This is a genomic window from uncultured Roseobacter sp. (genome assembly GCF_947493125.1).
In the GTDB taxonomy this organism is placed as follows: Bacteria; Pseudomonadota; Alphaproteobacteria; order Rhodobacterales; family Rhodobacteraceae; genus Roseobacter.
This window is the reverse complement of record NZ_CANLQB010000002.1, coordinates 167,116-191,824: the sequence shown is the minus strand read 5'-3', so window position 1 is coordinate 191,824 and position 24,709 is coordinate 167,116. Positions and strand designations below refer to the sequence as shown.

At 63.6% G+C, this 24,709-nt stretch carries 27 protein-coding genes; 2 read left to right on the top strand and 25 right to left on the bottom strand.

The genetic code is table 11. The features are described 5' to 3' along the window. The first annotated feature begins 132 nt into the window (after positions 1-132). Positions 133-1,119, top strand: coding sequence for a glycosyltransferase family 2 protein (locus Q1A71_RS04720; protein WP_299672335.1), 987 nt, complete (start codon positions 133-135; stop codon positions 1,117-1,119). Next, on the top strand, positions 1,116-2,816 hold the full coding sequence (locus tag Q1A71_RS04715; RefSeq protein WP_299672334.1) for a beta-1,6-N-acetylglucosaminyltransferase: 1,701 nt from the start codon (positions 1,116-1,118) through the stop codon (positions 2,814-2,816). Before Q1A71_RS04720 ends, Q1A71_RS04715 begins: the two co-directional genes overlap by 4 nt. 73 nt (positions 2,817-2,889) lie before the next feature. On the opposite strand, the gene Q1A71_RS04710 is transcribed toward Q1A71_RS04715, so the two are convergent. The 25 genes from Q1A71_RS04710 to Q1A71_RS04590 all read right to left on the bottom strand — a co-directional run bounded on the left by Q1A71_RS04710 (position 2,890) and on the right by Q1A71_RS04590 (position 24,618). Next, the gene (locus tag Q1A71_RS04710) at positions 2,890-3,354 is read right to left on the bottom strand and encodes a PTS sugar transporter subunit IIA (RefSeq protein WP_299672333.1); all 465 of its coding nucleotides are present in this window, start codon (positions 3,352-3,354) and stop codon (positions 2,890-2,892) included. Positions 3,355-3,398: 44 nt separating this feature from the next. Next, the gene (gene raiA, locus Q1A71_RS04705; protein ID WP_299672332.1) at positions 3,399-3,965 is read right to left on the bottom strand and encodes a ribosome-associated translation inhibitor RaiA; all 567 of its coding nucleotides are present in this window, start codon (positions 3,963-3,965) and stop codon (positions 3,399-3,401) included. A 251-nt stretch (positions 3,966-4,216) separates the two neighbouring features. Further along, positions 4,217-4,975, bottom strand: a complete 759-nt coding sequence (gene lptB / locus Q1A71_RS04700; RefSeq protein ID WP_299672331.1) for an LPS export ABC transporter ATP-binding protein — start codon at positions 4,973-4,975, stop codon at positions 4,217-4,219. A gap of 2 nt (positions 4,976-4,977) precedes the next feature. After that, positions 4,978-5,466: an LptA/OstA family protein gene (locus tag Q1A71_RS04695; RefSeq protein WP_299672330.1), complete on the bottom strand. Its 489-nt coding sequence runs from the start codon at positions 5,464-5,466 to the stop codon at positions 4,978-4,980. Between the two features lie 3 nt (positions 5,467-5,469). Beyond that, a complete protein-coding gene (locus tag Q1A71_RS04690) occupies positions 5,470-6,078 on the bottom strand; it encodes a hypothetical protein (protein WP_299672329.1) in 609 nt (202 codons plus the stop codon). A gap of 6 nt (positions 6,079-6,084) precedes the next feature. Then, entirely contained in the window at positions 6,085-7,050 is a 966-nt protein-coding gene (locus tag Q1A71_RS04685; protein ID WP_299672327.1) for a KpsF/GutQ family sugar-phosphate isomerase, read from the bottom strand. Continuing rightward, positions 7,047-7,661, bottom strand: a complete 615-nt coding sequence (locus Q1A71_RS04680; protein ID WP_299672325.1) for a ribonuclease D — start codon at positions 7,659-7,661, stop codon at positions 7,047-7,049. Before Q1A71_RS04680 ends, Q1A71_RS04685 begins: the two co-directional genes overlap by 4 nt. Positions 7,662-7,742: 81 nt before the next feature. Then, positions 7,743-8,426 carry a PAS domain-containing protein gene (locus tag Q1A71_RS04675; protein ID WP_299672323.1) on the bottom strand — a complete coding sequence of 228 codons (684 nt, stop codon included), beginning with the start codon at positions 8,424-8,426 and terminating at the stop codon, positions 7,743-7,745. 238 nt (positions 8,427-8,664) lie between these two features. Beyond that, a complete protein-coding gene (locus Q1A71_RS04670) occupies positions 8,665-9,798 on the bottom strand; it encodes a Gfo/Idh/MocA family oxidoreductase (protein WP_299672321.1) in 1,134 nt (377 codons plus the stop codon). Continuing rightward, positions 9,795-10,853, bottom strand: coding sequence for a sugar phosphate isomerase/epimerase (locus Q1A71_RS04665; protein WP_299672319.1), 1,059 nt, complete (start codon positions 10,851-10,853; stop codon positions 9,795-9,797). The genes Q1A71_RS04670 and Q1A71_RS04665 overlap by 4 nt, the downstream gene beginning before the upstream one ends. 1 nt (position 10,854) lies before the next feature. Next, positions 10,855-11,931 carry a LacI family DNA-binding transcriptional regulator gene (locus tag Q1A71_RS04660; protein ID WP_299672317.1) on the bottom strand — a complete coding sequence of 359 codons (1,077 nt, stop codon included), beginning with the start codon at positions 11,929-11,931 and terminating at the stop codon, positions 10,855-10,857. A gap of 9 nt (positions 11,932-11,940) precedes the next feature. Beyond that, the gene (locus tag Q1A71_RS04655; protein ID WP_299672315.1) at positions 11,941-13,572 is read right to left on the bottom strand and encodes a dihydroxyacetone kinase subunit DhaK; all 1,632 of its coding nucleotides are present in this window, start codon (positions 13,570-13,572) and stop codon (positions 11,941-11,943) included. 14 nt (positions 13,573-13,586) lie between these two features. Further along, entirely contained in the window at positions 13,587-14,582 is a 996-nt protein-coding gene (locus tag Q1A71_RS04650) for an ABC transporter ATP-binding protein (protein ID WP_299672313.1), read from the bottom strand. Further along, positions 14,575-15,672 (bottom strand): ABC transporter ATP-binding protein, encoded by a 1,098-nt coding sequence (locus tag Q1A71_RS04645; protein WP_299672311.1) that lies wholly within the window; start codon positions 15,670-15,672, stop codon positions 14,575-14,577. The genes Q1A71_RS04650 and Q1A71_RS04645 overlap by 8 nt, the downstream gene beginning before the upstream one ends. A gap of 1 nt (position 15,673) precedes the next feature. Next, a complete protein-coding gene (locus Q1A71_RS04640) occupies positions 15,674-16,036 on the bottom strand; it encodes a VOC family protein (protein ID WP_299672309.1) in 363 nt (120 codons plus the stop codon). 5 nt (positions 16,037-16,041) lie between these two features. Then, positions 16,042-16,230 (bottom strand): hypothetical protein, encoded by a 189-nt coding sequence (locus Q1A71_RS04635; RefSeq protein ID WP_299672307.1) that lies wholly within the window; start codon positions 16,228-16,230, stop codon positions 16,042-16,044. After that, positions 16,227-17,165: a carbohydrate ABC transporter permease gene (locus Q1A71_RS04630; protein ID WP_299672305.1), complete on the bottom strand. Its 939-nt coding sequence runs from the start codon at positions 17,163-17,165 to the stop codon at positions 16,227-16,229. The genes Q1A71_RS04635 and Q1A71_RS04630 overlap by 4 nt, the downstream gene beginning before the upstream one ends. After that, on the bottom strand, positions 17,162-17,347 hold the full coding sequence (locus Q1A71_RS04625; RefSeq protein WP_299672303.1) for a hypothetical protein: 186 nt from the start codon (positions 17,345-17,347) through the stop codon (positions 17,162-17,164). Before Q1A71_RS04625 ends, Q1A71_RS04630 begins: the two co-directional genes overlap by 4 nt. Next, positions 17,347-18,294 (bottom strand): sugar ABC transporter permease, encoded by a 948-nt coding sequence (locus Q1A71_RS04620; RefSeq protein WP_299672301.1) that lies wholly within the window; start codon positions 18,292-18,294, stop codon positions 17,347-17,349. The genes Q1A71_RS04625 and Q1A71_RS04620 overlap by 1 nt, the downstream gene beginning before the upstream one ends. A gap of 99 nt (positions 18,295-18,393) precedes the next feature. Then, a complete protein-coding gene (locus tag Q1A71_RS04615) occupies positions 18,394-19,713 on the bottom strand; it encodes an extracellular solute-binding protein (protein ID WP_299672299.1) in 1,320 nt (439 codons plus the stop codon). Positions 19,714-19,996: 283 nt separating this feature from the next. Continuing rightward, complete coding sequence (gene arfB, locus Q1A71_RS04610; RefSeq protein WP_299672297.1) at positions 19,997-20,419, bottom strand: alternative ribosome rescue aminoacyl-tRNA hydrolase ArfB; 423 nt, start codon at positions 20,417-20,419, stop codon at positions 19,997-19,999. 335 nt (positions 20,420-20,754) lie between these two features. After that, positions 20,755-21,375, bottom strand: a complete 621-nt coding sequence (locus Q1A71_RS04605) for a queuosine precursor transporter (protein WP_299672295.1) — start codon at positions 21,373-21,375, stop codon at positions 20,755-20,757. Positions 21,376-21,464: 89 nt separating this feature from the next. Beyond that, positions 21,465-22,382 carry an esterase-like activity of phytase family protein gene (locus tag Q1A71_RS04600; protein WP_299672293.1) on the bottom strand — a complete coding sequence of 306 codons (918 nt, stop codon included), beginning with the start codon at positions 22,380-22,382 and terminating at the stop codon, positions 21,465-21,467. Continuing rightward, complete coding sequence (mepA, locus tag Q1A71_RS04595; protein ID WP_299672291.1) at positions 22,361-23,290, bottom strand: penicillin-insensitive murein endopeptidase; 930 nt, start codon at positions 23,288-23,290, stop codon at positions 22,361-22,363. The genes Q1A71_RS04600 and mepA overlap by 22 nt, the downstream gene beginning before the upstream one ends. Continuing rightward, positions 23,287-24,618, bottom strand: coding sequence for an MFS transporter (locus tag Q1A71_RS04590; RefSeq protein ID WP_299672289.1), 1,332 nt, complete (start codon positions 24,616-24,618; stop codon positions 23,287-23,289). Before Q1A71_RS04590 ends, mepA begins: the two co-directional genes overlap by 4 nt. Positions 24,619-24,709: the final 91 nt, after the last annotated feature.

Genomic DNA, 24,709 nt, shown 5'->3' with positions numbered 1-24,709 from the left:
AATATCAATAAGTCGCAGTTAACCACATGCGACAATGATCGACTGCTGGAAGGCCGGGGCGAAGGGGTCTGTCCGAAATGCGGTGGAGGGGCGGAGAAAGGCTGAACCTTGGGTGTTCTGGGATCCTACCGGATGCGTTGGGCGCGCAAGCGTTTGCGTATGCGCGCGCGCCGCAAGAGCCTGCAGTTGCGTCGGGTTGCCGACCGGACGGCGCAGTTGCGCGCCGACGACATCCTGCTGTTTTCCGCCCAGCGCAACGAGATGCCGCGGCTGCCGTATTTCCTGGAATACTACCGGGACATGGGGGTGTCGCATTTTCTGATTGTCGACAACGGCAGCACCGATGGGGCAGCGGACTATCTGGCCGAGCAAGACGATGTTTCGCTGTGGCAGACCTCGGCCAGCTATAAACAGGCGCGCTTCGGGGTGGATTGGCTGAACCATCTGCAGAGCAGATATGGTCATGGTCACTGGTGCCTGACGGTCGACTCCGACGAGTTCCTGGTCTATCCGTTCTGTGATACGCGCCCGCTGCGGGCCTTGACGGACTGGCTCGATACCTGCTCGATCCGGGCGTTTTCGGCGATGCTGCTGGACATGTACCCCAAGGGGCGGCTGGATGCGGAGCCCTGCCTGCCGGGGCAGAACCCCATCGACATCGCGTGCTGGTTCGACAGCGGCAATTACACCATGTCGCGCAATCCGGTTTATAAGAACCTGTGGATCCAGGGCGGCCCGCGCGCGCGGTTGTTTTTCGCCGATGTGCCGGAGCGGGCGCCGGCGCTGAACAAGATCCCGCTTGTGAAATGGGACCGGCGCTATGCCTATGTGAGCTCCACCCATATGCTGCTGCCCCGGGGGCTGAACCTCGTCTACGACCAACGCGGGGGCGAGAAAGCGTCCGGCGTGCTGTTGCATGCGAAGTTCGTCGACAGTTTCGCGGCGAAGGCAGCGGAAGAAGCCAGGCGGCGCGAGCATTATGCGGATGCCAAGGAATACGGCGCTTATGCCGATGGGCTGGCAGATGAGGGGCAGCTCTGGTGCAAGTGGTCGGAGAAATACATCAACTGGCGGCAGCTGGAGATCCTCGGCTTGATGTCCAAGGGGAATTGGGCGTGAGCGTCGGCGTCGTCATGCTGGTGCACACCGCCTTCGACCGGGCCGAGCAGGTGGCGCGGCACTGGGCGGCGGGCGGCTGTCCGGTGGTCATTCACGTGGACAAGCGGGTGCCGGCCCAGAGCTTCGGTGCCTTTCAGCAGGCGCTGGCCGATGTGCCGCATGTGACGTTTTCCAAGCGGTTCCGCTGTGAGTGGGGCACGTGGGGGATCGTGGCGGCGACGCAATGCGCGTCGGAGCAGATTTTGGCGGGGCACCCGGAGGTGCGGCATGTTTATCTCGCTTCGGGCGCATGCCTGCCGTTGCGCCCGGTCAGCGAATTGGTGGATTACCTTGCCGATCGGCCCAAGACCGATTTCATCGAAAGCGCCACCACCTCGGATGTGCCGTGGGCGGTGGGCGGGCTCGAGGCCGAGCGCTTTACCCTGCGCTTCCCGTTTGCCTGGAAGCGGCACCGGTTCCTCTTTGATCGCTACGTGACGCTGCAGCGGCTGTTGCGCGTGAACCGGCAGGTGCCCGGAGGCTTGGTGCCGCACATCGGGTCGCAGTGGTGGTGCCTGACCCGCCAAACCTTGACCGCAATACTCCAAGATCCCGCGCGCGCCACTTTCGAGCGGTACTTCCGCCGCGTGTGGATCCCCGATGAGAGCTATTTCCAGACGCTGGTGCGGCAATATGGGGTTCGGATCGAGAGCCGGTCGCTGACGCTGTCGAAATTCGACTTCCAGGGCAAGCCGCATGTGTTCTACGACGATCACCTGCAGCTGTTGCGGCGGTCGGACTGTTTCGTCGCGCGCAAGATCTGGCCCTATGCGCATCGCCTCTATGACGCCTTCCTTGTCGATCCCGCCGGTGCCATGAAGAAGACCGAGCCGAACCCGGGCAAGATCGACCGGATTTTCGCCAAGGCCGTGGACCGGCGGACCCGAGGGCGTCCGGGGCTCTACATGCACAGCCGCTATCCGCAGGACGGGCGCGAAAACGGCCTGACCGCCGCGCCCTATTCCGTGTTTCAGGGCTTTGCGGAGCTGTTCGAGAATTTCGAGCCGTGGCTCGCCAAGGCGACGGCTGCGCGGGTGCACGGGCATCTCTTTGCTCCGGATCGCGTGCAGTTCGCCGACAATCAGTCGGTGATGAACGGCGCGCTCAGCGATGATGCGCGGCTGCGCGACTACAATCCCGAAGGCTTTTTGACGAACCTGATCTGGAACACCCGCGGCGAGCGGCAGTGCTTTCAGCATGGACCCCAGGACAACCAGGCGATCAACCTGCAGATTGCGAGGGACCCCAATGCGCAGGTCTCGGTGATCAGCGGCGCTTGGGCCGTTCCTCTGTTCCGCTCGAATGCGAATTTCTCCAACCTGCGCAAGGCGGCGGCACAGCTGCAGAAGACCGAGAGCGATCTGCTCGATCTGTTGCGCGCGCCCTGGGTCAAGGCGCGGGTCCGTATCTGGACCATGGCCGATTTTATCGACGCGCCGATGGAGCCGTTGCAGACCATTCTCGAGGAGATCGGGATCAGCGCCCCTCATCACCTGGCGGAGGTGCCGCGGATGGTGGACCTGAACGGGTTCGGCCAGTTCCTGCAGAACCTCAAGAACCAGGGCATGCACCCTTATCTGATGGGCGATTTTCCCTTGGACCAGAGCGAGATGTCGGAGGACCGGGACCGACCGCGCAAGCCCTATCTGGTCCGCTAAGCCCCGGAGGGTGAGGCCGGCGGCCGCAGAAAAATGCGCGCGGCGCCTCCGAGGAAGCCTCTGTGGACCGGCGTCATGCCGCCTGTTCGGATTCCGACGAGGTCAGGATGGTGTGCAGGGTTGCCGGATTCGGGTTGGCCCGCAGTTTCGAACAGATGCCCGGATCACGCAGCGTGCGGGACACAAGCGCAAGCGCCTTGAGGTGTTCGACCCCGGCATCTTCCGGCGCAAAGAGCGCGAAGGCTATGTCGACCGGCTGGCGGTCCACGGCATTGAAGTCGATTGGCTTGTCGAGCAGGACGAACGCGCCGACGACCGCGTCGATACCGTCCAGACGGGCGTGCGGCAGTGCGATCCCGTGGCCGACACCGGTGGGGCCCAGGGCCTCGCGCGCCAGAAGGGCGTCGAGCACATCGCCCGCGTTCAGCCCGTAAGCCTGCTCCGCAAGATCACCAAGATCCTGCATCAGGCGCTTCTTGCTTGAGGCGGAGGTCAATACCTTCACGGCCTCAGGCTTGAGGAGTGTGTTAAAATCCATTCTTCTCGCACTAGTTGGGAGGCGCGTGTGCCTCTGAAGAAATCCTACTGCGGGTCTATCCAGCCAATGTTCCCGTCATCGCGACGGTATACGACATTCAAGCCCTCTTTGCCTTCGTTTCTAAAGACGAGAACCGGCGCTCCGGCCAATTCCATCTGCATCACCGCTTCGCCAACCGAAAGAGAGGGGATCTTGGTTTCCATCTCGGCGACGATGATCGGCTGCAGCGTCTCGGGTTCCTGCGCGCCTGAGTCGGCATCTGATGCGAGGATATATGAGGACGCGCCGTAGATTTCAACCGGTTCGGCTCGATCTTTGTGATGATCCTTCAACCTACGCTTGTATCTGCGCAGTTGCTTCTCCATCTTGTCGCAGCAGGCATCGAAGGCGGCGTAGATCTCTGTCTGGTGGGCTTTGGCCTGGGCGGTCAGGCCGGTGGACAGGTGCACGGTCGCCTCGCAGACAAACTCATGGGCCGACTTGGAGAACACGACGACCGCTTCGGTCGGGCGTTCGGCATATTTCTTCACAGCTTCCCCCAGCTCTTCCTTTACATGGGTTTGCAGCGCTTCGCCGATGTCGATCTGTTTGCCGCTGATTTGATACCGCATAGTCACTCCTTCGTATGGCGGACCGTGGGCTTGCCGCCCGGGCGCGGGGGCACCGGGATGCAGCGTTTGACGGTCGCGGAAAATGACGCTTTGCCCAATGACCGGCGGCTGGCCTCTTGCAGAGAGGCGGATGCGTGGTCAGACAGAAATGGGTGCGCGCCATGCCCTCATTGAGCCCGAAAAGCGCGCAGAGAGTCAAACAAAAGCGGATCGGATTCGCGTAAAAAGTGTTTTTGTGCCGATGGCTTCGGTTACGAGATTTTGAAGTTGTCGCCGAGATAGACACGGCGGACGTTCTCGTTCTGGACCACCTCGTCGGGGGTGCCGGACATCAGCACGCGGCCTTCGTGCAGGATATAGGCGCGGTCGACGATTTCGAGCGTTTCGCGCACGTTGTGGTCAGTGATGAGCACGCCGATGCCGCGCTTTTTCAGATCGGCCACGAGGTGGCGGATATCGCCCACGGAAATCGGATCGACGCCGGCGAAGGGTTCGTCGAGCAGCAGGTATTTCGGATTGGCGGCGAGGCAGCGGGCGATCTCCACCCGGCGGCGTTCACCGCCCGAGAGCGCCAGTGCAGGGGCGCGGCGCAGGTGTTCGATGGAAAACTCGCTGAGCAGTTCTTCGAGCCGTTCGCGCCGCTTGTGGCGGTCGTCCTCGGTGATGTCGAGGATCGCGCTGATGTTGTCCTGCACGGAGAGGCCGCGAAAGATGCTCATTTCCTGCGGCAGGTAGCCGATGCCGAGACGCGCGCGACGGTACATGGGCAGGGTGGTCACGTCCTGCCCGTCAATCGTGACGCTGCCGCCCTCGGGAGTGACAAGACCCGCCACGGCGTAGAAGGTGGTCGTCTTGCCCGAGCCGTTGGGGCCGAGCAGGGCCACGACCTCGCCGCGTTCGAGGTACATGGAGAAGTCGCGGATCACGGTCTTTTTGCGGTAGGACTTGCGCAGGTGCTCGACATGCAGCCCCGCAGAGCCTTCGGCGACGGTCAGCGTGGGGTGCGCCATGATCAGTCGCCCGTCTGCAGGATGGTCTTGACCGATCCGCTCATCTGCGCGGTGCCGTCTTCGAGCTGCACGGTCATCTTGTCCGCGGTGAGCGCGGAAGGCCCCTGGGTCAGCAGCACGTTGCCGGTCATCACGATCACGCCGTCATCGATGCTGTAATCCGCGCGTTCGGATTCGGCGGCATCGGGTCCGGAGACCAGCACGACCCCGCCTGTGGCTTCCATCCGTTCGATGCCCTGGGTGTCCTCGCGGTAGACGACGAGCAGCCGTTTGGCGGAGAGCCGCATCTCACCCTGGCCGACGACCACATTGCCGGTGAAGACGGCTTCGCCGGTGTCCTGATCGACGGCGAGATTGTCGGCGGTGACCTCCACCGGAAGGTCCGTGTCTTGCTTGATTGCGCCAAAGGCGACCTGGGTGCCCTGCGCAGCGAGAGCCTGTGCTGTGGCCATCAGGACCAGGGGCAAGAGGATCAGTCTTAACAATGTCACGGGTCAGTCATCCACCTGTTTCGGTTGATATACCAGCTTCACGCCGTTTGTGAAAACCAATTGGGCGGGGCCGCCGGATTCTTCCGTCGAAAGCTCCATGGCGCCTGCGACGAGGTCGCCTCCGGGGGTCGTGGCAAGCACGGTGCCGGGTGAGCGCAGGTTTAGCACGGTCACCCGGGCCGAAAGCGCCTGGCTGGTCATCACGTACCCTTGGGAGGTGGTGATGACCACATTGCCGGTCAAGTTCGCATGGTCGTTGGCGACGTTCACGAGGGCTGAATCTGACGTCACGTTGATTGTGGTGCCGGATGCCATGTCGATCTTCACGAAGACATCTTCCGCCTGGGTCGCGCCGGTCAGCCCGTTGGGGCTGGTGACTTTCTCGGCCACAAAGGCGATCTGGTCTCCATCGGCGGAGGTGCCGGAATAGTAAGGTCCGGTGACCTGCTGGTTGAGCAGCCGGTCCTGCACCTCGGTGTCGGCGAAGGGGATTGCCTCGGTCGGGTCGATGACACGGGAGAGCAGGAACAGGGTGGAGAGGATCCCCAGCGCGGCCAGTGGCAGCACCACCTTCAGCCAGGCCACCGTGCGCGAATAGCGGTCTCCCTTCATCGCGGCCTACCCGAGGCCGACGCGCAGGCAGTCGTGAATGTGGATCAGACCCACGGGTTTCGGGCCGTCGACGACGAAGAGGCAGGTGATCCCGCGGCCCTTGTTGCCGTCATTCATCACCGCCACGGCCTTTTCGGCGAGCGCGTCGGGTGTGATGGTCGTGGGGCTGGGCGTCATCACGTCCTGCGCGCGCTGGCCGAGCAGCCCGTCCATATGGCGCCGCAGGTCGCCATCGGTGATGATCCCGGCCAGGTGGCCGTCGGGGTTTTGCACGCCCACGACGCCGAAGCCCTTCTGGCTGATCTCGATCAGAGCGTCGGACATGGGTGTATCGAGCGAGATCAGCGGCAGGGCGTCGCCGGTGTGCATCAGGTCGGAGACCCGGCTGAGCTGGGCGCCCAGCTTGCCGCCGGGGTGAAAGTCGCGGAAGTTTTCCGGCGTGAAGGCGCGGTGCTCCATGAGTGCTATGGCCAGCGCGTCCCCCAGCGCCAGTGTCATCGTGGTGGACGACGAGGGCACGACGCCGGTGCCGCAGGCCTCGCCCAAACGTGGCAGCAGCAAAACGACATCACATTCCCGCCCGAGGCTGGAGCCTTCGACACTGGTGATGCCCAGAAGCGGGATGCTGAAGCGGCGGGAGTAGGCGATGAGGTTGGCAAGCTCCGGTGCCTCGCCCGAGTTCGAAATCGCCAGCACCACATCGGCCGAGGTGATCATACCGAGATCGCCGTGGCTCGCCTCGGCCGGGTGCACGAATTGCGCGGGCGTGCCGGTGCTGGCCATGGTCGCCGCGATCTTGCGGGCGATATGGCCCGATTTTCCGATGCCGGTGACGATCACGCGGCCCTTGGCGTTGAGCAGCAGGTCGATGGCGTCGCGAAACCGGCCATCGAGCGTTTCGGCCAGCGTGCCAAGCGCCTCGGCTTCGGTGCGGATCACCCGGCGGGCGGTATCGAGGAAGGGCGTGCTCATGAATGGGCGAAGATATCCGTGTCGGGCCAGCCTTGGAGGTCAAGCTGGGCGCGGGTGGGCAGGAAATCAAAGCATGCCTGCGCGAGCTCCATTCGGCCTTCGCGCTCGAGCATTGCGTTCAGCGCCTCGCGCAACTGGTGCAGATAGAGTACGTCGGATGCGGCGTACTCGACCTGTGCCTCGGCCAGCGTATCGGCGCCCCAGTCGCTCGATTGCTGCTGTTTGGAGATGTCGATGTTGAGCATCTCCTGGAGCAGTTTGGCCAGCCCGTGCCGGTCGGTGTAGGTGCGCACGAGGCGGCTGGCGATCTTCGTGCAATAGACAGGCGACGCCAGCGTACCGAATGCGTGGTGCATGGCCGCGATGTCGAACCGCCCGAAGTGAAAGAGCTTGAGCACCTTCGGATCGGCCAGCAGGGCGCAGAGGTTCGGCGCCTCGGTCTGTCCTTTCGCGATCTGCACGAGGTGCGCTTTGCCATCGCCGCCCGAAAGCTGCACGACGCAGAGCCGATCGCGGTGCGGGTGAAGCCCCATGGTCTCGCAGTCGATGGCGACGATGGGCCCGAGGTCGAGCCCATCCGGCAGATCATGTTTGTAAACGCTGTGTGTCATGCGCCCCCCTATAGCTTGCCTTGTGCGTCTGTGAAAGCGCCGCTTGGGGGGAAAGATCGGCGGTGTTTGGCCCGGTTCCGCTCAGCCGTCGGACCGTGTCGAGTCGTTCAACGCGCGCAGGGTGTCGCCGCCGGTCTGATCCAGGTCTGCAGGCGTGTCGGACGTCTCGGGCCTGGCGCGCCGCACGGTTTCCCGGATATCTTCGACGGAGCGTTGCACCGAGCGACAGACACAGCAGAGCTGGGTGACGCGGCTGGCGCTGTCGTCGCTGAAGAGCCCCTGATCGCGCGCAGCTTCGAACATGGACAGCAGGTTCTGAAGCTGCATATCCGCCATGGCCGAGAAATACCGGATATCGTCATAGGTCATCTGGGTGCCGTCGGAGGGGCTGTCACCGGCGATCTGGATGGCCGTCCCGATCACTCTGTCCCCGCCCGAGGGCAGGCGCACGGGCTGGATCGTCGTATCCCATTGCTGGATGCCGCCGGGCAATGTCAGCGTCTCGAGATAGCGCTGCGGGCTTTGGGTCCGCGTGCATTCGGTATAGCGGCCGATAACGATCTCCGCCTGATTGGGCGGCAGCAGGTTGCGCAGCGCCACACCGCGGGCGGTTGCCGGATCAAAGCCGGTGGCGTCTGCATGCGCGCGGTTGATGCAGATCAGTTCGAAATCATGATCCGCGGTGGCCCGCTCTGCGGCGAACATCGGAATTGAAAATTGATCAAGTAATGCCGCAAGGTTCTCGGCGGAACTGGTGTCTAACATGGGTCCTCTCTATCATTAAAATGAAGAGGATGGCCCAGAGGTGTTGCCAAGTCCTTTCGGAAGCCGGGCGGATTTGAGACGTATTTTCCCGGTGCTGCAGGTGCGAAAGATCGCGCGTCGTTGCCCTATTCGAAAGGTAAACAAATCCAATATGATACGGTCCGCGCCGCTGGTGTCTGCGTGACTGTATCCGGAGCATAAACAGTGTGTTGATACCCCGGGGGTAGGTCAGCTTTGGTTAATCGCCCAGCGTCACCCAGGCGGCGTTGCGCGCAGAGGAGCGCACGCAGGCATCGATGAACTGCATGCCGCGCCAGCCGTCGGTGATGGTGGGGTAGGTGACATCGCCATGGGGTTTTGCGCCGTCGCGGTGGGCCACGATGGCCTCGGCGGCTTCGCTGTAGATGTTCGCAAACCCTTCCAGATAGCCCTCCGGATGGCCCGGTGGCACGCGGCTGACCCGTGCGGCGGCGTCTCCGGCGCCTGCGCCATTGCGGGTGATCAGCCGCTTGGGCTCGCCGAACGGCGTGTGCCAGAGGCCGTTTGGGTCCTCCTGCGCCCATTCGAGGCCGCCGGTTTCGCCATAGACGCGGATGCGCAGGGCGTTCTCGTTCCCGGGCGCGACCTGGCTGCACCAGAGCATCCCCTTGGCGCCTCCGTGGAACCGCAGCATCACGTGACCGTTGTCGTCGACCTGCCGGCCCGGCACGAAGGCATCGAGGTCGGCGGCGAGGCTTTCGACCTCCAGCCCGGTGATGAAGCGCGCGAGGTTGTGGGCGTGGGTGCCGATGTCGCCGGTCGAGCCGCCTGCGCCGGAGCGCGCGGGGTCGGTGCGCCAGTTCGCCTGCTTGAAGTCCTGCTCGACGGTGAGCCAGTCCTGCGGGTATTCGACCTGCACGACACGGATCTTGCCGATTTCGCCCTTGGCGACCATCTCGCGCGCGTGCCGCACCATCGGGTAGCCGGTGTAATTGTGCGTCAGCACGAAGAGCGCGTTCGACGCCTCGACCGCCTTCACCATCTTGCGGGCGTCCGCCATGGTCGAGGTCAGCGGCTTGTCGCAGATCACATGGATGTCGCGTTTGAGGAATTCGCGGGCTGCGGCGAAGTGCATGTGGTTGGGCGTGACGATGGCGACCGCTTCGATGCCGTCTTTGCGGCGCGCCTCGCGGATCGCCATCTGTTTGAAGCCGTCATAGATGCGCGGGAGGCCGAGCGCCTCCCCCGAGGCGCGGGACTTTTCGGGCGTCGAGGACAGCGCGCCCGCGACAAGCTCATAGCGATCATCCAGCCGCGCGGCGATGCGGTGGACGGCGCCGATGAAGGCATCATTGCCGCCGCCAACCATACCTAGGCGTATGCGATTGCTCATGATCCGATCCCCAGCATCTTGCGGTTTGCGGCCTCATCCGTGCCGCCGTCGGCGAAGTCGTCAAAGGCGCGTTCGGTCACGCGGATGATATGGTCCTTCACGAACTGTGCGCCTTCGCGGGCACCGTCCTCCGGGTGCTTGAGGCAGCACTCCCATTCGACCACGGCCCAGCCGTCGAAATCATTGGACGTCAGCTTCGAAAAGATCGCGGAGAAATCGACTTGCCCATCGCCCAAGGACCGGAAGCGCCCGGCGCGATCCACCCAAGATTGGTAGCCGCCGTAGACCCCCTGCCGTCCGGTCGGATTGAACTCGGCATCCTTGACGTGGAACATCTTGATCCGCTCGGCGTAGATGTCGATGTGATCGAGATAGTCGAGGCACTGCAGCACGAAATGCGACGGGTCGTAGAGCATGTTGCAGCGCGCGTGGTTGTCGACCCGCTCCAGGAACATCTCGAAGGTCACGCCGTCGTGCAGGTCTTCGCCGGGATGGATTTCATAGCAGATGTTGACGTCGTTCTCCTCGGCATGGTCGAGGATCGGGCGCCAGCGTTTGGCAAGCTCGTCGAAGGCCGTTTCAACCAGGCCCGCGGGACGTTGCGGCCACGGGTAAATGTAAGGCCAGGCGAGCGCGCCGGAGAAGGAGACGTGGTCCCGGATGCCGAGGTTGGCCGAGGCGCTGATCGCCTTCATGACCTGATCGACCGCCCATTCCTGCCGGGCCTTGGGGTTGCCATGCACGGACGGGTCGGCAAACCCGTCGAACGCTGCGTCATAGGCCGGATGCACGGCGACCAGCTGGCCCTGCAGGTGGGTTGACAGCTCCGTCACTTCGACGCCGTTGTCTGCCGCTGTGCCCTTGATCTCATCGCAGTAGTCCTTGCTCTCTGCTGCTTTGGCGAGATCGAACAGCCGCCCGTCCCAGCTGGGCACCTGCACGCCCTTATAACCGCAGCCTGCCGCCCATTTCGTGATCGCGTCCCAGGAATTGAAGGGCGCGTCGTCGCCCGCGAATTGCGCCAGAAACAGCGCCGGTCCCTTGATGGTTTTCATGTCATCCTCCCGTTGCGCCACCCGGGTCGGGTGGCAGATTTTCCTTCAGATAAATGTCGATCCGGATCCGCTCCTGCGCCATGTTGATCGGGGCGCTGTCGCTGTTCGCGCGCATGATCCGGATGGCGCTGCGCACCAGGTGGCCCGAATCCTGGCTGATTACCGCGTCGAAGAGCCCGCGCCCCAGCGCATCGCGCGACAGCGGTGTGAGCTCATGGGCAATCACCACGGGGTGCGGCGCCGGGGCGGTGGCATCGAAATGCCGGATCAGCCCGGCGTTCCCGGCTGCCGACGAGTAGATGCCGACGATGTTGCGCTCGGGCGCGAGCGCCTGCGGCAGGAGCCGCTCGATGAGCTCGGGATCGTCCCGCCCTTCGAGGGAGGCCAACACATTCAACTGCGGGAAGTCCTGCGCCATGACCTCGTCAAAGCCGAGGCGACGCTCCAGATGATCGCGCGCAAGCATGGAGCCCGTGACGACAAGGACGTCTCCGCCCCGGGGTCCGAGAAACCGGCCCATGAGCTGCGCAGCGGTGCGCCCGGCGGCGATGTTGTCGATGCCGACATAGGCATTGCGTTCCGAGCTGGGAATGTCGGAGACCAGAGAGACGACCGACACCCCATGGGCGCGCAGCCGCGATATGCTGTCGCGAACGGAAGGCGTCTCAGGCCCGAAGATGGCCACGCCATTGACCTCCGCCGGATCAAGGGCATTGATCGCGTCCGCAAGCGCCATCGGGTCGAAGGCGGGCACCCGCATGCAGGAGACTTGCGTCCGCTCGCGTTTCAGCCCGGTGGCGAGATCGGTCACTTGCCGTTCAATCAGGTCGATGAATTCGTTGTTCGCCGCAGGCAGGATGAAGAGAAACCGATAGACCCGCCCGCGCGCCAGATTGGCGGCAGCGGTGTCGCGTACATACCCCAGATCGGCGATGGCGCGGTTGACCTTCTCGACCGTGACCTTGCGCACGCCCGGGCGTTCGTTCAGCACCCGATCCACGGTGGCGAGGCTCACCTGTGCGACGCGGGCGATGTCGTTGACCGTGGGGTTCAGAGGCGTGTCTCGGCCGGGCTTCATGCGGATGTGCTAGTCCTTGAGTGCGGTGGCCAGCCCCTCAAAGAGCCGGGCGACCGCCTCGGCGCCGGGATCGTTGTGACCGATCAGGTTTGCTTCCGGCACATAAGAGGCGCGGCCTGCCTTTGCGCGGGTCATCTGTGCCGTTCCATTCGCGCCCGTACGGGCGGCCTGTGCTGCGGCGGCTATGCCTTGCGGGAGCGTCTCCAATGCCGGGTGCAGCGCGTCAATCATCGTGCGGTCTCCGGTCGTGGCGCCGCCGACTTCGCTGATGCGCTTCAGCCCGGTGCGCAGGGCCTCGGGCGTTGGTTTTCCATTGGCGCAGGCATCGCCGGTGGCCCCGAAGAAGATCGCAAGGATCACGCCCGACGAGCCGCCCATGGTCTGGCTCAGCTCGTTGCCGACCGCGCGGAACAGCTGGGTGAGATCTGCGAGCGGCATCCGGTCGAGCGACCCCTTCAGCGCGCGTGCGGCGGTGGCGAGCGTGCTGCCGGTGTCGCCATCGCCGGATTTGGCGTCGAGCGTGTTGAGATCGGTCTCCGCGGCGATCAGCAGGTCGCAGCAGGTCTCGATCAGGCTGCGGGTGGCCGGGTGATCGGACGGGATGGGTTGGATCGGGCTCAGCCCATCGGGCAGGGGTTTCACATCGACAGGGCTCAGCATCGCGAGGCCCGGCCAGTCGGGCAGGTCGACCGGGCGGGCCAGCCCCGCCTGCGCGTCGTCGGTCAGCGGAAGGACGGAGACGGAAAACCCGTGCATGTCGAGCGAGGTCATCAGGGGCGCAGGACCGACGATGGCTTTGATCGACGTGGATTTGTCGGATGTGGCCAGTGCGTGCGCGAGCACCGCCATTTCCAGCGGCGTGGTGCTGCCAAGATTGTTCAACAGGGCAACGTGGGGCTGGTCGCCCATATGGGGGGCCAGCTTGTCGAGCACCATTTCCATGGCGCGGGTGGCGCCGGTGAAATCGACCTGCTCGACGCCTGCTTCGCCGTGGATGCCGAGGCCCAGCTCTGCCTTGCCCGGCGCGATGCGGTCCTCCTTGGCGGAACCGGGCACGGTGCAGGTGTCGAGGGACTTGCCGATAGAGGCCATCTGGCCGATCACACGTTCCGCAGCCTCCGTTATCTTTTCAAGGTCGGCGCCCTCTTCGGCCATGGCACCGGCGATCTTGTGCACGAAGAGCGTCCCCGCGACGCCACGGGCCTGCGGCAGATCTGGCAGAGCAATGTCGTCGTCCACAACGACCATGGAGACCTTCAAGCCATACGCCCGCGCACGTTCTGCGGCGAGACCGAAGTTCAGCCGATCACCGGTGTAGTTCTTCACGATTAGAAGGCAGCCCGCCTCGCCCGTCACCGCGAGAATGCCGGCAAGCACCGCGTCAACCGAGGGCGAGGCAAAGACCTCGCCGCAGACCGCCGCCGTCAACATGCCTTCGCCGACGAACCCGGCATGCGCGGGCTCGTGCCCGGAGCCGCCGCCTGAGATCAGCGCGACGCGCGATTTGCCCCAGTCGCTGCGGCAGACCACCTTGATATGCGGGTAGCCGTCGAGCCGATGGAGCCGCCCGCCCGAGGTCGCGAGGAGACCGTCAATCGCATCTGTGACCAGCGTTTCCTTGTCGTTGATGAACTGGGCCATGGTCGTCTCCTTCTTCAGTAAATCCGGTCGCCTTGTGCATCGAAGCACAGCGGGTCCTGCGGTGCGATGTTCAGCGTGTTGCCGGGCGCATAGTCGGCGTGCGGGTCTGCCAGCGTGATGATGCCATGCCCGTCGAGATTCAGGTGCAGGCGGGTGTGATCGCCCAAGCGCTCCAGCCGGTCGATGCGCGCGGCGCGGCCTTGGCCTTGCGCCACGTGCTCGGGCCGCAAGCCGATGTGATGCGCACCTTTGGGGGCGGTGCCGAAGAGGTCGCCGGGCAGGATGTTGATGCGCGGCTGGCCGAGGCGGGAAGCGACATAGACGGAGTTCGGGTTCTCGTAGATCTCGCGCGGGGTGCCGAACTGCACCAGCTGCCCTTCGTTGAGAACGCCGACATGGGTGGCCATGGTCATCGCCTCGATCTGGTCGTGGGTGACGTAGAGGATCGTGGCGCCAAGGCTGGCCTGAATGCGTTTGAGTTCGATCCGCAGATCGGTGCGCAACTTGGCGTCAAGCGAGCTGAGCGGCTCGTCCATGAGATAGACCTGAGGGTCGCGCACCAGCGCACGTCCGATGGAGACCCGCTGCATCTCGCCCCCCGAGAGGGCGGTTGCCTTGTTGTCGAGCTTGTGACCGATCTGCAGCACCTGCGCGACCTCATTCACTTTGCGGGTAATCTCGTCCTTCGGCGTGTTGAGGATCGGCGATTTCAGCGGGAATTCGAGGTTCTCGCGCACGGTCAGATGCGGGTACAGCGAGTATTGCTGGAACACCATGGCGATGTCGCGTTGTGCGGGCGTTTCGCCGTTGACGATGCGCCCGCCGATGCTGATCTCCCCCGCGTCGAGGGTTTCGAGGCCCGAGATCAGACGGAGGGTCGTTGTCTTGCCGGCACCGGTGGGGCCGAGCAAGACCACGAAGGCGCCATCGGGGATCGTCATGTCGATGTCTGCGACGCCGACCGTGTCGCCGAAGGACTTGCAGACGCCCTTGAGGATGACTTCAGCCATGGGTCACGATCCCCTGGTTGAGCTCGGAGCGCAGGGCGCGGCCTGTGGCGTCGTCGAAGAGCGTCACCGCCTCCCCCTTGAAACCGAGGCCGAGTTTCTCGCCGATCTTGGCCGCTTGACCTGCGGGGACCCGCGCTTTCAACTCGCCATTGGGTGTGGCGAGCGTGATGATCTGGGTGGTGCCGAGATATTCGGTTGCCAGCACCTCGCCGCGATAGTTGCCAGTGTCGCTGAGGATTACATGTTCCGGCCGGACCCCGAAGACCAGCTTGCCAGAGGCGCTTTGCATCTGGCGCGGGACGGCCAGGGCGTGGCCCTGCATCTCGATCTCCTGCGCGCCAGCTGCGACCGAGCCTTCGAAGCTGAGGAAATTCATGGAGGGCGAGCCGATGAAGTCGGCCACGAACATCGTTGCGGGCTTGTCGTAGATTTCCTGTGGCGTGCCGAATTGCTCAACCACGGCGTTGTTCATGACCACGATCTTGTCGCCCATCTGCATCGCCTCAAGCTGGTCGTGCGTGACGTAGACGGTGGTGGCGCCCATGCGGTCGTGCAGGGCGCGCAGCTCTTCGGCCATATGCTCGCGGAACTCCGCATCAAGCGCGCCCAGCGGTTCGTCCATCATGAAGGCCTTGGGGTCGCGCACGATGGCGCGGCCGAGGGCCACGCGCTGGCGATCGCCGCCCGAGAGGCCGCCCACGGGTTTCTTCAGGATGCTCTGGATGCCAAGGATCCGGGCGACGTCCTCGACCTTGTCGCGCACGGCGGCGCGGGGCATGCCTTGGCTCACCAGCGGGTAGCTCAGGTTCTTGTAAACGTTCATGTGCGGGTAGAGCGCGAACATCTGGAACACGAAGGCGATGTCGCGCTGGCTGGGCGGGCGCTGGCTGATCTCTTCGCCGTCGAGGTAGATCTCGCCGGAGGTCGGCAGCTCTAAACCGGCGATCATGCGCAGCGTCGTGGTCTTGCCGCAGCCGGAGGGGCCGAGCAGCATGAAGAACTCGCCGTCCTCGATGGTGAAGCTCGACTCCTTCACTGCGGTGAAGTCACCGAACTCCTTTCGCACGTTTTTGATCACGATCTGGGCCATCTCAGAGCTCCTGCCCGACGCGGATGAGGTTGCCGTCCGGGTCCCAGATGACCGCTTCGCGCATGCCCCAGGGCTTGTCTTCAGCGGGCCAGAACCGGGGGAACCCCTCGGTGCGGGGCAGTCCCAATGCTTCGATCTGGGCTGAGAAGGCATCCACATCCGCGGGGCGCATATAGGCGCCATGATTGCTCTGTTCGGGGCGGTGACCGGAGTGGTGGAAGAAGTGGATCTCGACCTTGTCGCGGGTCATCAGCATGTATTGATTGGCCTGTTTGTACTGGGTTTCGAATCCCAGTCTGGTGTAGAAGGCTTCGGTCTGGCCGAAGTCGCGGGAGGGCAGGATCGGGCAGATTTGCTCCAGCATCTCGGTTACTCCGGGAAGTGGCTGACGACGATGAACATCACCGTGCCGATCAGTGTTGTGATGAAGGAATAGGTGAAGGCCCACATCACGAAGGGTTGCATGAGCATGAAGACTCCCACGGCGATGATGATGGTGGCCAGCATTTCCCAGGGGCCGCGGCGCAGGCGGAGAAGACCTTGGATGAAATCAATCATTTCCGTACGGCTCCGAATGTTATGCCGCGCAGTAGGTGTTTGCGCAGGGCAACCGTGAAGATCATGACCGGCAGCAGGAAGATGGTAGCGCCAGCCGCCACGGCAGGCCAGTCGAGACCCCCCACGCCGATGATCGTCGGAATGAAGGGCGGCGCCGTTTGCGCGGTGCCGGAGGTGAGCAGCACGGCAAAGGCGTATTCGTTCCACGCAAAGATCAGGCAGAAGATCGCGGTGGAGGCGATGCCGGTCGCCGCCTGTGGCAGCACAACCTTGTAGAAGGCCTGGAAGCGGGTGTAGCCGTCGATGAGGGCGGCTTCCTCGTACTCGGTGGGGATGCCGTCGATGAAGCTTTTGAGCAGCCAGACCGCGAGCGAGATGTTCACCGCCGTGTAGAGCAGGATCATCCCGAGGTGCGTGTCGCTGAGACCGAGTTGCCGGTACATCAGAAAGATCGGAATGGCGACGGCGATGGGCGGCATCATCCTTGTACTCAGGATAAAGAACAGCAGATCGTCCGCCAGCGGTATTTTGAAGCGCGAGAAGGCGTATGCCGCGAGGGTCCCAAGGAAGACGCTGAGAAAGGTCGAGCCAAAGCCGATGATGACCGAGTTGAGAAACCGTTCGCCGAATTTCGACGGGCCCGCGATGACCATGTCGTACTGGCGCACGATCTCCTCGTACCAGGTCTCGGGCGGGTTGGCGGCGAGGAAGTCGTCGGTCTGCCGGGTGCGGGTGGTGAAGAGGTTCACGTAGCCTTCGAGGGTGGGGTCAAAGATCACCTTGGGCGGGTAGCTGATCGCATCGGCGGGAGATTTGAACCCGGTGAGCATGATCCACGCCAGCGGCACCATGGTGATCAGCGCGTAAAGGATCACGAGGGAGCCGGCGACCCATTTGGAGCGGGCGTTGGGCTCGGTGACGGAGAAGCTGCTCATGACGGGGTCTCCGACGGGTCGGGCTGTTGATCCGCAATGCGCATGCTTTCGATCACCGCCGGTATGGCATCGGTGTTTGCCGGATCGGCCAGCGATGCAATGGCGAGCGCCAGAGGCGTCAACGGTGCGGCCCAGCTGGAGAGATGGGCGCTCTTCGGCAGGCGGATGTCACAGACAGCCATCAGCGTTCCTTCACCTTGTTGAGGGCTTTCACGTAGATCGAGGCGAGGCCGAAGACGGTCACGAAGAGGATGATCGCATAGGCCGAGGCATAGCCTGTGCGCCACTTCTCGAAAGCTTCGCGCTTGAGGTTGATCGAGGTCAGCTCGGTCGTCGAGCCAGGCCCGCCACCCGTCAGCTGGACCACCAGGTCGAACATCTTGAAGTTCTCGATTCCGCGAAAGAGCACGGCCAGCATCAGGAACGGCATGACCATCGGCACGGTGATTGTCCAGAACTGCCGCCATTTGGAGGCGCGGTCGATCTCGGCCGCCTCGTAGATGTAGTCGGGGATGGAGCGCAGCCCGGCGAGGCAGATCAGCATCACGAAGGGGGTCCACATCCATGTGTCGACGATCACGATGGACCAGGGGGCGAGGTTCACTTGGCCGAGCATCTCGAAACTGGAGGGGTCCTTGCCGGTGAAGAAGGCGACGATGTAATTGAAGAGCCCGATCTGCGGCTGGTAGAGGAACTTCCAGAAGTTGCCCACAACCGCTGGCGACAGCATCATGGGCAGCACGATGATCGTGGTCCAGAGGTCGTTGCCCTTGAATTTCTTGTTGATGAGGTAGGCCAGCGTAAAGCCGATCAGCACCTGCAACAGGATGGTCCAGAACAGGAAATGCGCGGTGGCCTGCATGTTAAGCCAGATGTCGGTGTCGGTGAGGATGCGCTCGTAGTTGCGCAGGCCCACATACTCGACCTCACGGTTGGGGCGATTGGCGCGGAAGTTGGTGAAGCTGAGATTGATCGTCCAGATCAGCGGGAAGATGTTGATCGCCAGAAGCAGGAAGATCGTCGGGCCTACGAAGATCCAGGCGATGGCGCGGTCGCTCAGGCCGCGGATCTTGCGCGCCACAGGGAGCGGTGTGGCCTCAGCGGCGCGGGTGATGGGAGCTTGGGTCATCTGGCACGACTTTCCCGTCGCAGGGCGGCCCAATGGGCCAACCCTACGGTGTGAACAGGCAGGTCGGGTGGGCTTTCAGGCCACCCCACCCGGAGGCAGTCAGAGCTTGCCTTCGTCTTCGAAGGTCTCGGTCCAATCCTCGATCAGCTTGTCGAGTGCTTCCTTGGCCGTGCCTTGGTCGGCGACCACGTAGTCATGCACGCGCTTCTGCATGGCGAGCAGGAGTTCGGCATAGGCCGGTTCCTGCCAGAAGTCCTGCACGTCATTCATGGCCTCGAGGAAGTCGCCGGCAAAGGGTGCGCTGTCGACGAACTCCGGGCTTTCGAGCACGGCCTTATGCGCGGAATACCCGCCCAGATCCCACCACTTCTGCTGCACGTCCGGCTGGGCGAACCACTTGATGTATTCGAGCGCCGCGTCCTGCTTGTCGGAGTAGGCGACCACGCTGATGCCCTGACCGCCCAATGTGGAGCCTGCCTGGTTCTGCGGCGGGTTCACAAAGAAGTCGATCTTGTCGCCCCCGGTGTTCGGGTCGGCGTAGAGGCCGGGGAAGAAAGCGAACCAGTTCATCGCCATCGCCACCTGACCGGATTTGAAGGCGTCGAGCGATTCCCCCATGTAGGAGTTCGTGTAGCCCGGCGGTGTCGCGGTTTCGTAGAATTCCTTGTAGAATTCAAGTGCTTCCACGGCTTCCGGCGAGTTCACGGCACCTTCCATGTCGTAAGATCCCGGGGTGTTTTCGTATTTGAAGCCCCAGGGGTAGAGCGCCCCGGTGACCCCCATGGTGATGCCTTCCGAGCCACGCTCGGTGAAGATGGCGGCGCCATAGACTGTCTGACCGTCGATCTCGCGCTCCTGGAAGAATTGCGCGATCTCAAGCAGCTCTTTTTGCGTCTGAGGCTCTCCAAGCTCGCGGCCTGTCTCTTCCTTGAAGGCAGCGCGGATGTCCTCCCGTTCGAACCAGTCCTTGCGATAGAACCACCCGTTGGCATCGCCCATCGCAGGCAGCGCATAGTAGTTTTCCGAGCCCTTGGGCCATGTGGAATAGGCATAGACGGTGGCATCGGCGAAATCGCCCATGGAGATGCCTTCGGCGTCGAAGAAGTCGTTCAGCTTGACGTAATGCCCGTTCTCGGCGCCGCCGCCGATCCACTGGCTGTCGCCGATCAGCAGGTCGCAAAGATTGCCGCCGGAGTTAAGCTCGTTCAGCATGCGGTCGGCGAAGTTGGGCCAGGGGATGAACTCGAAGTTCATGGTGTGGCCGGATTGCTCTTCGAACTCCTTGCTGAGCTCCACGAGCGCGTTTGCCGGATCCCAGGCCGCCCAGCAGAGTGTCAGGTCTTCGGCATGTGCGGATGCGCCGAAGCCTGCTGCGGCAAGGCTGAGCGCACTGACGGCCGTCAGTTTCGAATATGTCATGTGGTACCTCCCTAGTGGTCCTGCCCGCTCGGTCCCCGCCGAGTCGGTTCCGGACCTCTTCACGCTAGATGAGGGACGTACCTCATGTCGACATATTTTTGAGGTACGCCCCTCAAGAATGCCAGAACACACTGTTTTGGAATGATATTAACTTTTTGGAAGGTCGCTTTTGCGGCTGTTTACAAGGCAGATAGGAAACACATCGCCAGGTCGCGCCCCCGCAACCTTGGACCGCATTGGTACAGGCATACTCGCACCGGCATGCATTTCCGAGACCGGGGGATCAGTCCGAATCGCGCACGGAGCCGCGCAACGCCTTCACCTCACCGCGCAGTTTTTTGGCCTTCAGCCGCCGTTTTTTCGAGCCGAGCGTCGGCTTGGTCGGGATGCGGCGTTTGGGGCGCACAAGGGCCTTGCGGATCAGCTCGGCGAGGCGGTCACGGGCGATGTCGCGGTTGCGGGCCTGGCTGCGGGTCTCGTCGCATTGGATGACCAGCGCGCCCTCGGTGGTCCAGCGCCGCCCGGCCAGGCGTTTGAGCCGGGTCTTCACCGGGCCGGGCAGCGAGGGCGAGCGCGCGGCCTCGAACCGCAGCTCAACCGCGGTGGCGACCTTGTTCACGTTCTGCCCGCCGGGGCCGGAGGCGCGCACGAAGCTCTCGGTCAGTTCCCAGTCTTGGAGTTCTATCTGATCGTTGATCCACAGCATTCCTGCCTTCTGCCATGAAAGCTGCCTACGAAAAAGGGCCGCACGGTGTGGTGCGGCCCAATCGAATGGCTTCAGGAGGGGGATCGGTTAGACCGATGTCCACTCAGGTGGTCTGCCCGTCAAGGGCTGCCTCAGCAGGCGACCTCCAAAGCTGTTCCGACACCTCGCTCCAATACCTTTCTCGACACTGGATCACCTCCTTTACCTATCTGTTGACGTTGACAGAATCGTCGCACAGGTTTTGGAAATCACCAAGCATTTTTTCGTTAACGGCGCGGCTCTGCCGGCAACGGCAAAGACATGTGTCTTTCATTGTTCCAAAAATATGCAAACCCTCAGCTTGCAGCTGCGATCCGGGTGGTGATTAAGCGGAACGGGATCAGTGCCACCAAAGCCAGCGACAGTTTCACCATCCAGTCGGCCACGGCCAGCGAGACCCAGAGCGGGGCTGCGGGACCGACACCGAGGATTGGCAGGACCTCACCGGCCCAGCTGACGTCATTTGCGGGCTCAATGAAGGTGAGGCTGGCTGAGAAGGCGATGGTGAAGAAGAGCGCTGTATCCACCGTGCTGCCAATCAGCGTGGAAGCGAGCGGCGCGCGCCACCAGCGGCCCTCCCTCAGGGCGGAGAAGATTGCCACGTCGAGCAATTGCGCGGTTAGAAAGGCGAGGCCGGATCCGAGCGCGATGCGCAGCGTGACGAGCGGGCCGAACTCGCCCATGATCTGGGTGCCGATCAGCGAACAGCCGACGCCCACGAGAAATCCGACAAAGACCACGCGGCGCGCCGGGCCTGTACCGTAGACTCGGTTCATCACATCCGTGACGAGGAAGGCCAGTGGATAGGTAAAGGCTCCCCAGGTCAGCCATTGGCCGAAGAGGAATTGAACGAGGATGTTCGAGGCCACAACGATGGCGGCCATGGCGAGAATGCCGGGGAGGTGAGCGCGTGTCATGAGGTCTTTCCGTTTTGGCAAGGGTGCGGCACTTGGTCGGACGAAGGTCCAACGCGCGGTCTTTAGGCGCAATTGCCCGACGGCACAAGTCAGTTGATCAGCACATATTCGACAATATGTGTGGGTAATGCGCGCCAGAAGTTATTGTCTGAGATCATGGTGAGCCGGATGCGCCCGTCGCTGTCCTGCCAGACCGACAGGCCTTCGAGGTTCCCGTGAATGCGCCGCGGTGTCTCAAGCACGGTTTCGATGTCCCTGACCCCGTCCTCGGTGACTGACATGGCGCGAATGCGGCTGCGGAAGCCGAGTGTGGTGAGCTTGCGCTCGAGCAGGTAGAGCCGCTCGTCCGGTCCAAAGTCGGCACCGACGGGCAGATAGCCGATGTCGAGCGGCAGCGTGAAGGGCTGCTGCCACTTCTGTTGAGGGTGCCGGCGATAGACCAGCGCTTCATAAGCGCCGCGCGGAACGCCCTCGGGCAGGGTGTAGAGCGTGCCCGCCGCGTCCACGGCGACCGCCTCAAGCCCGCCGTTGATATGCAGGGCACGCCAGGCGCGGGTGTAGGAGGGCCAGCGGGCGTTGGCCTCCCAGTCATCATAGCGCAGGATGCGTTGGGCCCCTTCGAAGGACACGAAGAGGCGGCCTTGCCCGTCAAGCGCCAGCCCTTCGGCGTCGTCATGGGGGAAGCGGCGGGTGTTGCCGTTGCGGTCGACCAGTTGGCGGTGGTCGTCGATTGTCGTGGCCGTGATTTGCCCGTCGGTCCGCGTGATGGAGCCGCGCACGAGATAGGCGCGGTCGGTCACCGCGTAGAAGGCCGCGCCGTCAGACGTGAGTTCCAACCCCGAAAATCCACCGAACCAATCGTTGGCGTCCTGCCAGACATAGGTCGAGACATGCCGGGCGGGCTGGCCGTCGGACGGAACAGCGGAGGCCCTAGGCCACCACGAAAAGATGAGGATCAGTGCTGCGATGCCGAGAGTGGCTGCGGCTACTGCAAGACGTTTGCGCATTGTTGGGGAAGATCGGCGAGCAGAATCTGCCGCCGGGGTCGGGGCGGCGGGGCATTGGGGTCGGGCGGTGGTGGGTTCAGGATCGTCTGCACCCAGGCTTCGGCGTCGGCGCAGCCGTCACCGGGCGGTGGCGGAGCCTGGTTGACACAGCCCTGGGCCCCGGCGGGGCAGGCGAGGCGGACGTGGAAGTGGTAGTGGTGCCCGTACCATGGCCGGATCTTGTTGAGCCAGGAGCGGTCGCCCGTGGCATCCTTGCACATCTGCACCTTGGCGCCCGGGAAGATGAAGATCCGTGCGACGCGCGGGTCGGAGGCCGCGGCTTTCAGGATCTCGTGGTGCTGGCGCGTCCAGTTGTCGTTCACGAAGGCGCCGCGCTCGCGACGCAGGGAGATCGACGAGATGCTCTCGCGTTGAGCGACCGAGAGGGTCAGATTGTCCGCCGGTCGCAGCCAGATATCGGCATCGAGCCCGATCTGGTGGCTGGCGTGTCCGGTGAGCATCGGCCCGCCGCGCGGCTGGCTGAGATCGCCCACGTAGAGCCCGTTCCAGCCGGGTTGCTGCGCGGCCTTGCGGCTGAGGTCCTTGACGTAATCGACGGTCGCAGGGTGGGCCCAGTTGCGGTTGCGCGAGAGCCGCATCGCCTGCCAGGTCGGGCCCGTTTCGGCCAGCTGTGCGGCACCGGCGACACAGCCCTTTGAATAGCTGCCGAAGGGCGCCGGCGCCCCGACCGAGGCCACGCGCTCGGCCCCGAAGATCTGCTTGGCGGGTGTGTTGCTCTGGGTGTGACCCGAGGTGCCGATGGTGGGCAGGATGGCGGAGGCCTGCGCTTCGGATTGCGGGGTGCCATCCGAGCAGGCTGCAAGCGCGAGCATGAGGGCACTGAGCGCGATGAGGGGGCGGAGGGTCATGTCCTGAAATCTCCATTCGGCTTGACCCACGCTAGCAGGATCAGCCCGAGGATGAACAGCCCGATAATCGGAGTGACACCGATTTGCTGAGACCCGCTGGCCGCTGTCACAATTCCGATCAGAAGCGGTGCGAGGAAGCTTGTTGCCTTGCCCGAGAGCGCGTAGAGGCCGAAGGCTTCGGTCATGCGGTGCGGGTCGGCCTGCCGGACCATCATAGAGCGGCTGGCCGATTGCAGCGTGCCGCCCGCCGCGCCGATCACCGCGCCGAGGATATAGAAGGCGATATCGGGGGCGCGGCTGTCTTCGGGAAGTGCGATGCCGAAGAGGCTGTCGCGGGAGACGAAGACGATGGTGATGGCGACGGCGGTAAGCGCGGCGATGGACACCTTGATCACCGCCCCGGGGCCGAAACGCACGTCGGCCTTGCCGCCGAGCCAGGCAAAGAGCGCCCCGGTGATGATCGCGATGATGCCGAAGACGCCCACATCGACGACCGTCCAGCCCAGCACGCCCTGGGCGTATATGCCGCCGAAGGCATAGATGCCGTTCAGCGCGTCGCGGTAGAACATCGAGGCGCCTAGGTAGGAAAACAGCGAGGGGGTTTGCGGCAGCCGGCGGAGGGTGCGGCGGAGGCCTCGCAGGGCGGTGCGCACGGCGCCGGTGGTGGCTTTGACGGGCTTGGGATCACGCACCCAGAGAAAGAAGGGGATCATGAAAATCGCGTACCAGATGGCCGTCAAAGGGCCCACAAAGCGGGTGCCTTCACGGGCTTCGGCGTTGAGGCCGAGTGCGGGGTCGAGCCCAAGGAAGGTTTTGCCGGTGGTGGCGCTTTCGGCGAAGAAAAACAGCATGATCACAAGCGTGACCAGCCCGCCCAGATAGCCGATGGCCCAGCCGGTGCCCGAGATGCGGCCGATCTCTTCGCGCGGGCCGAGGTCCGGGAGCATGGCATTGACGAAAATGGTCGCGAACTCCATGCCGATGAGACCAAGGGCAAAGAGAAACAGCGTCAGGGGAAGGTTGAAGTCGTCAGGGCTGGCGAGCCACAGGCCTGCACTGCCCACCAAGTAGAGCGCGGAGAAGAGCCAGATGAACCGCATGCGGTTGCCGGAGGTGTCGGCGATGGCCCCCAGCACCGGGGCGAGGACGGCGATCGTGATGCCTGCCGCCCCGATGCCAAAGCCCCACGCCGCCTGAGCGCGCGCGCCATCCTGCATGAGTTCGCTGACGTAGGGCGCAAAGATGAAGGTGATCAGCAACGTGTTGTAGGGCTGGCTGGCCCAATCGAAGGCGTACCACCCCCAGATGCGTTTGCGTGCGCTGCTCATGCCCCGGCCCGTCATTGTTGCCCTTCGAGGTAGAGCAGGCGCACAGGCATCAGGCAAGTCACGCTTTGGACCTGATCAACCAAGACCGGCA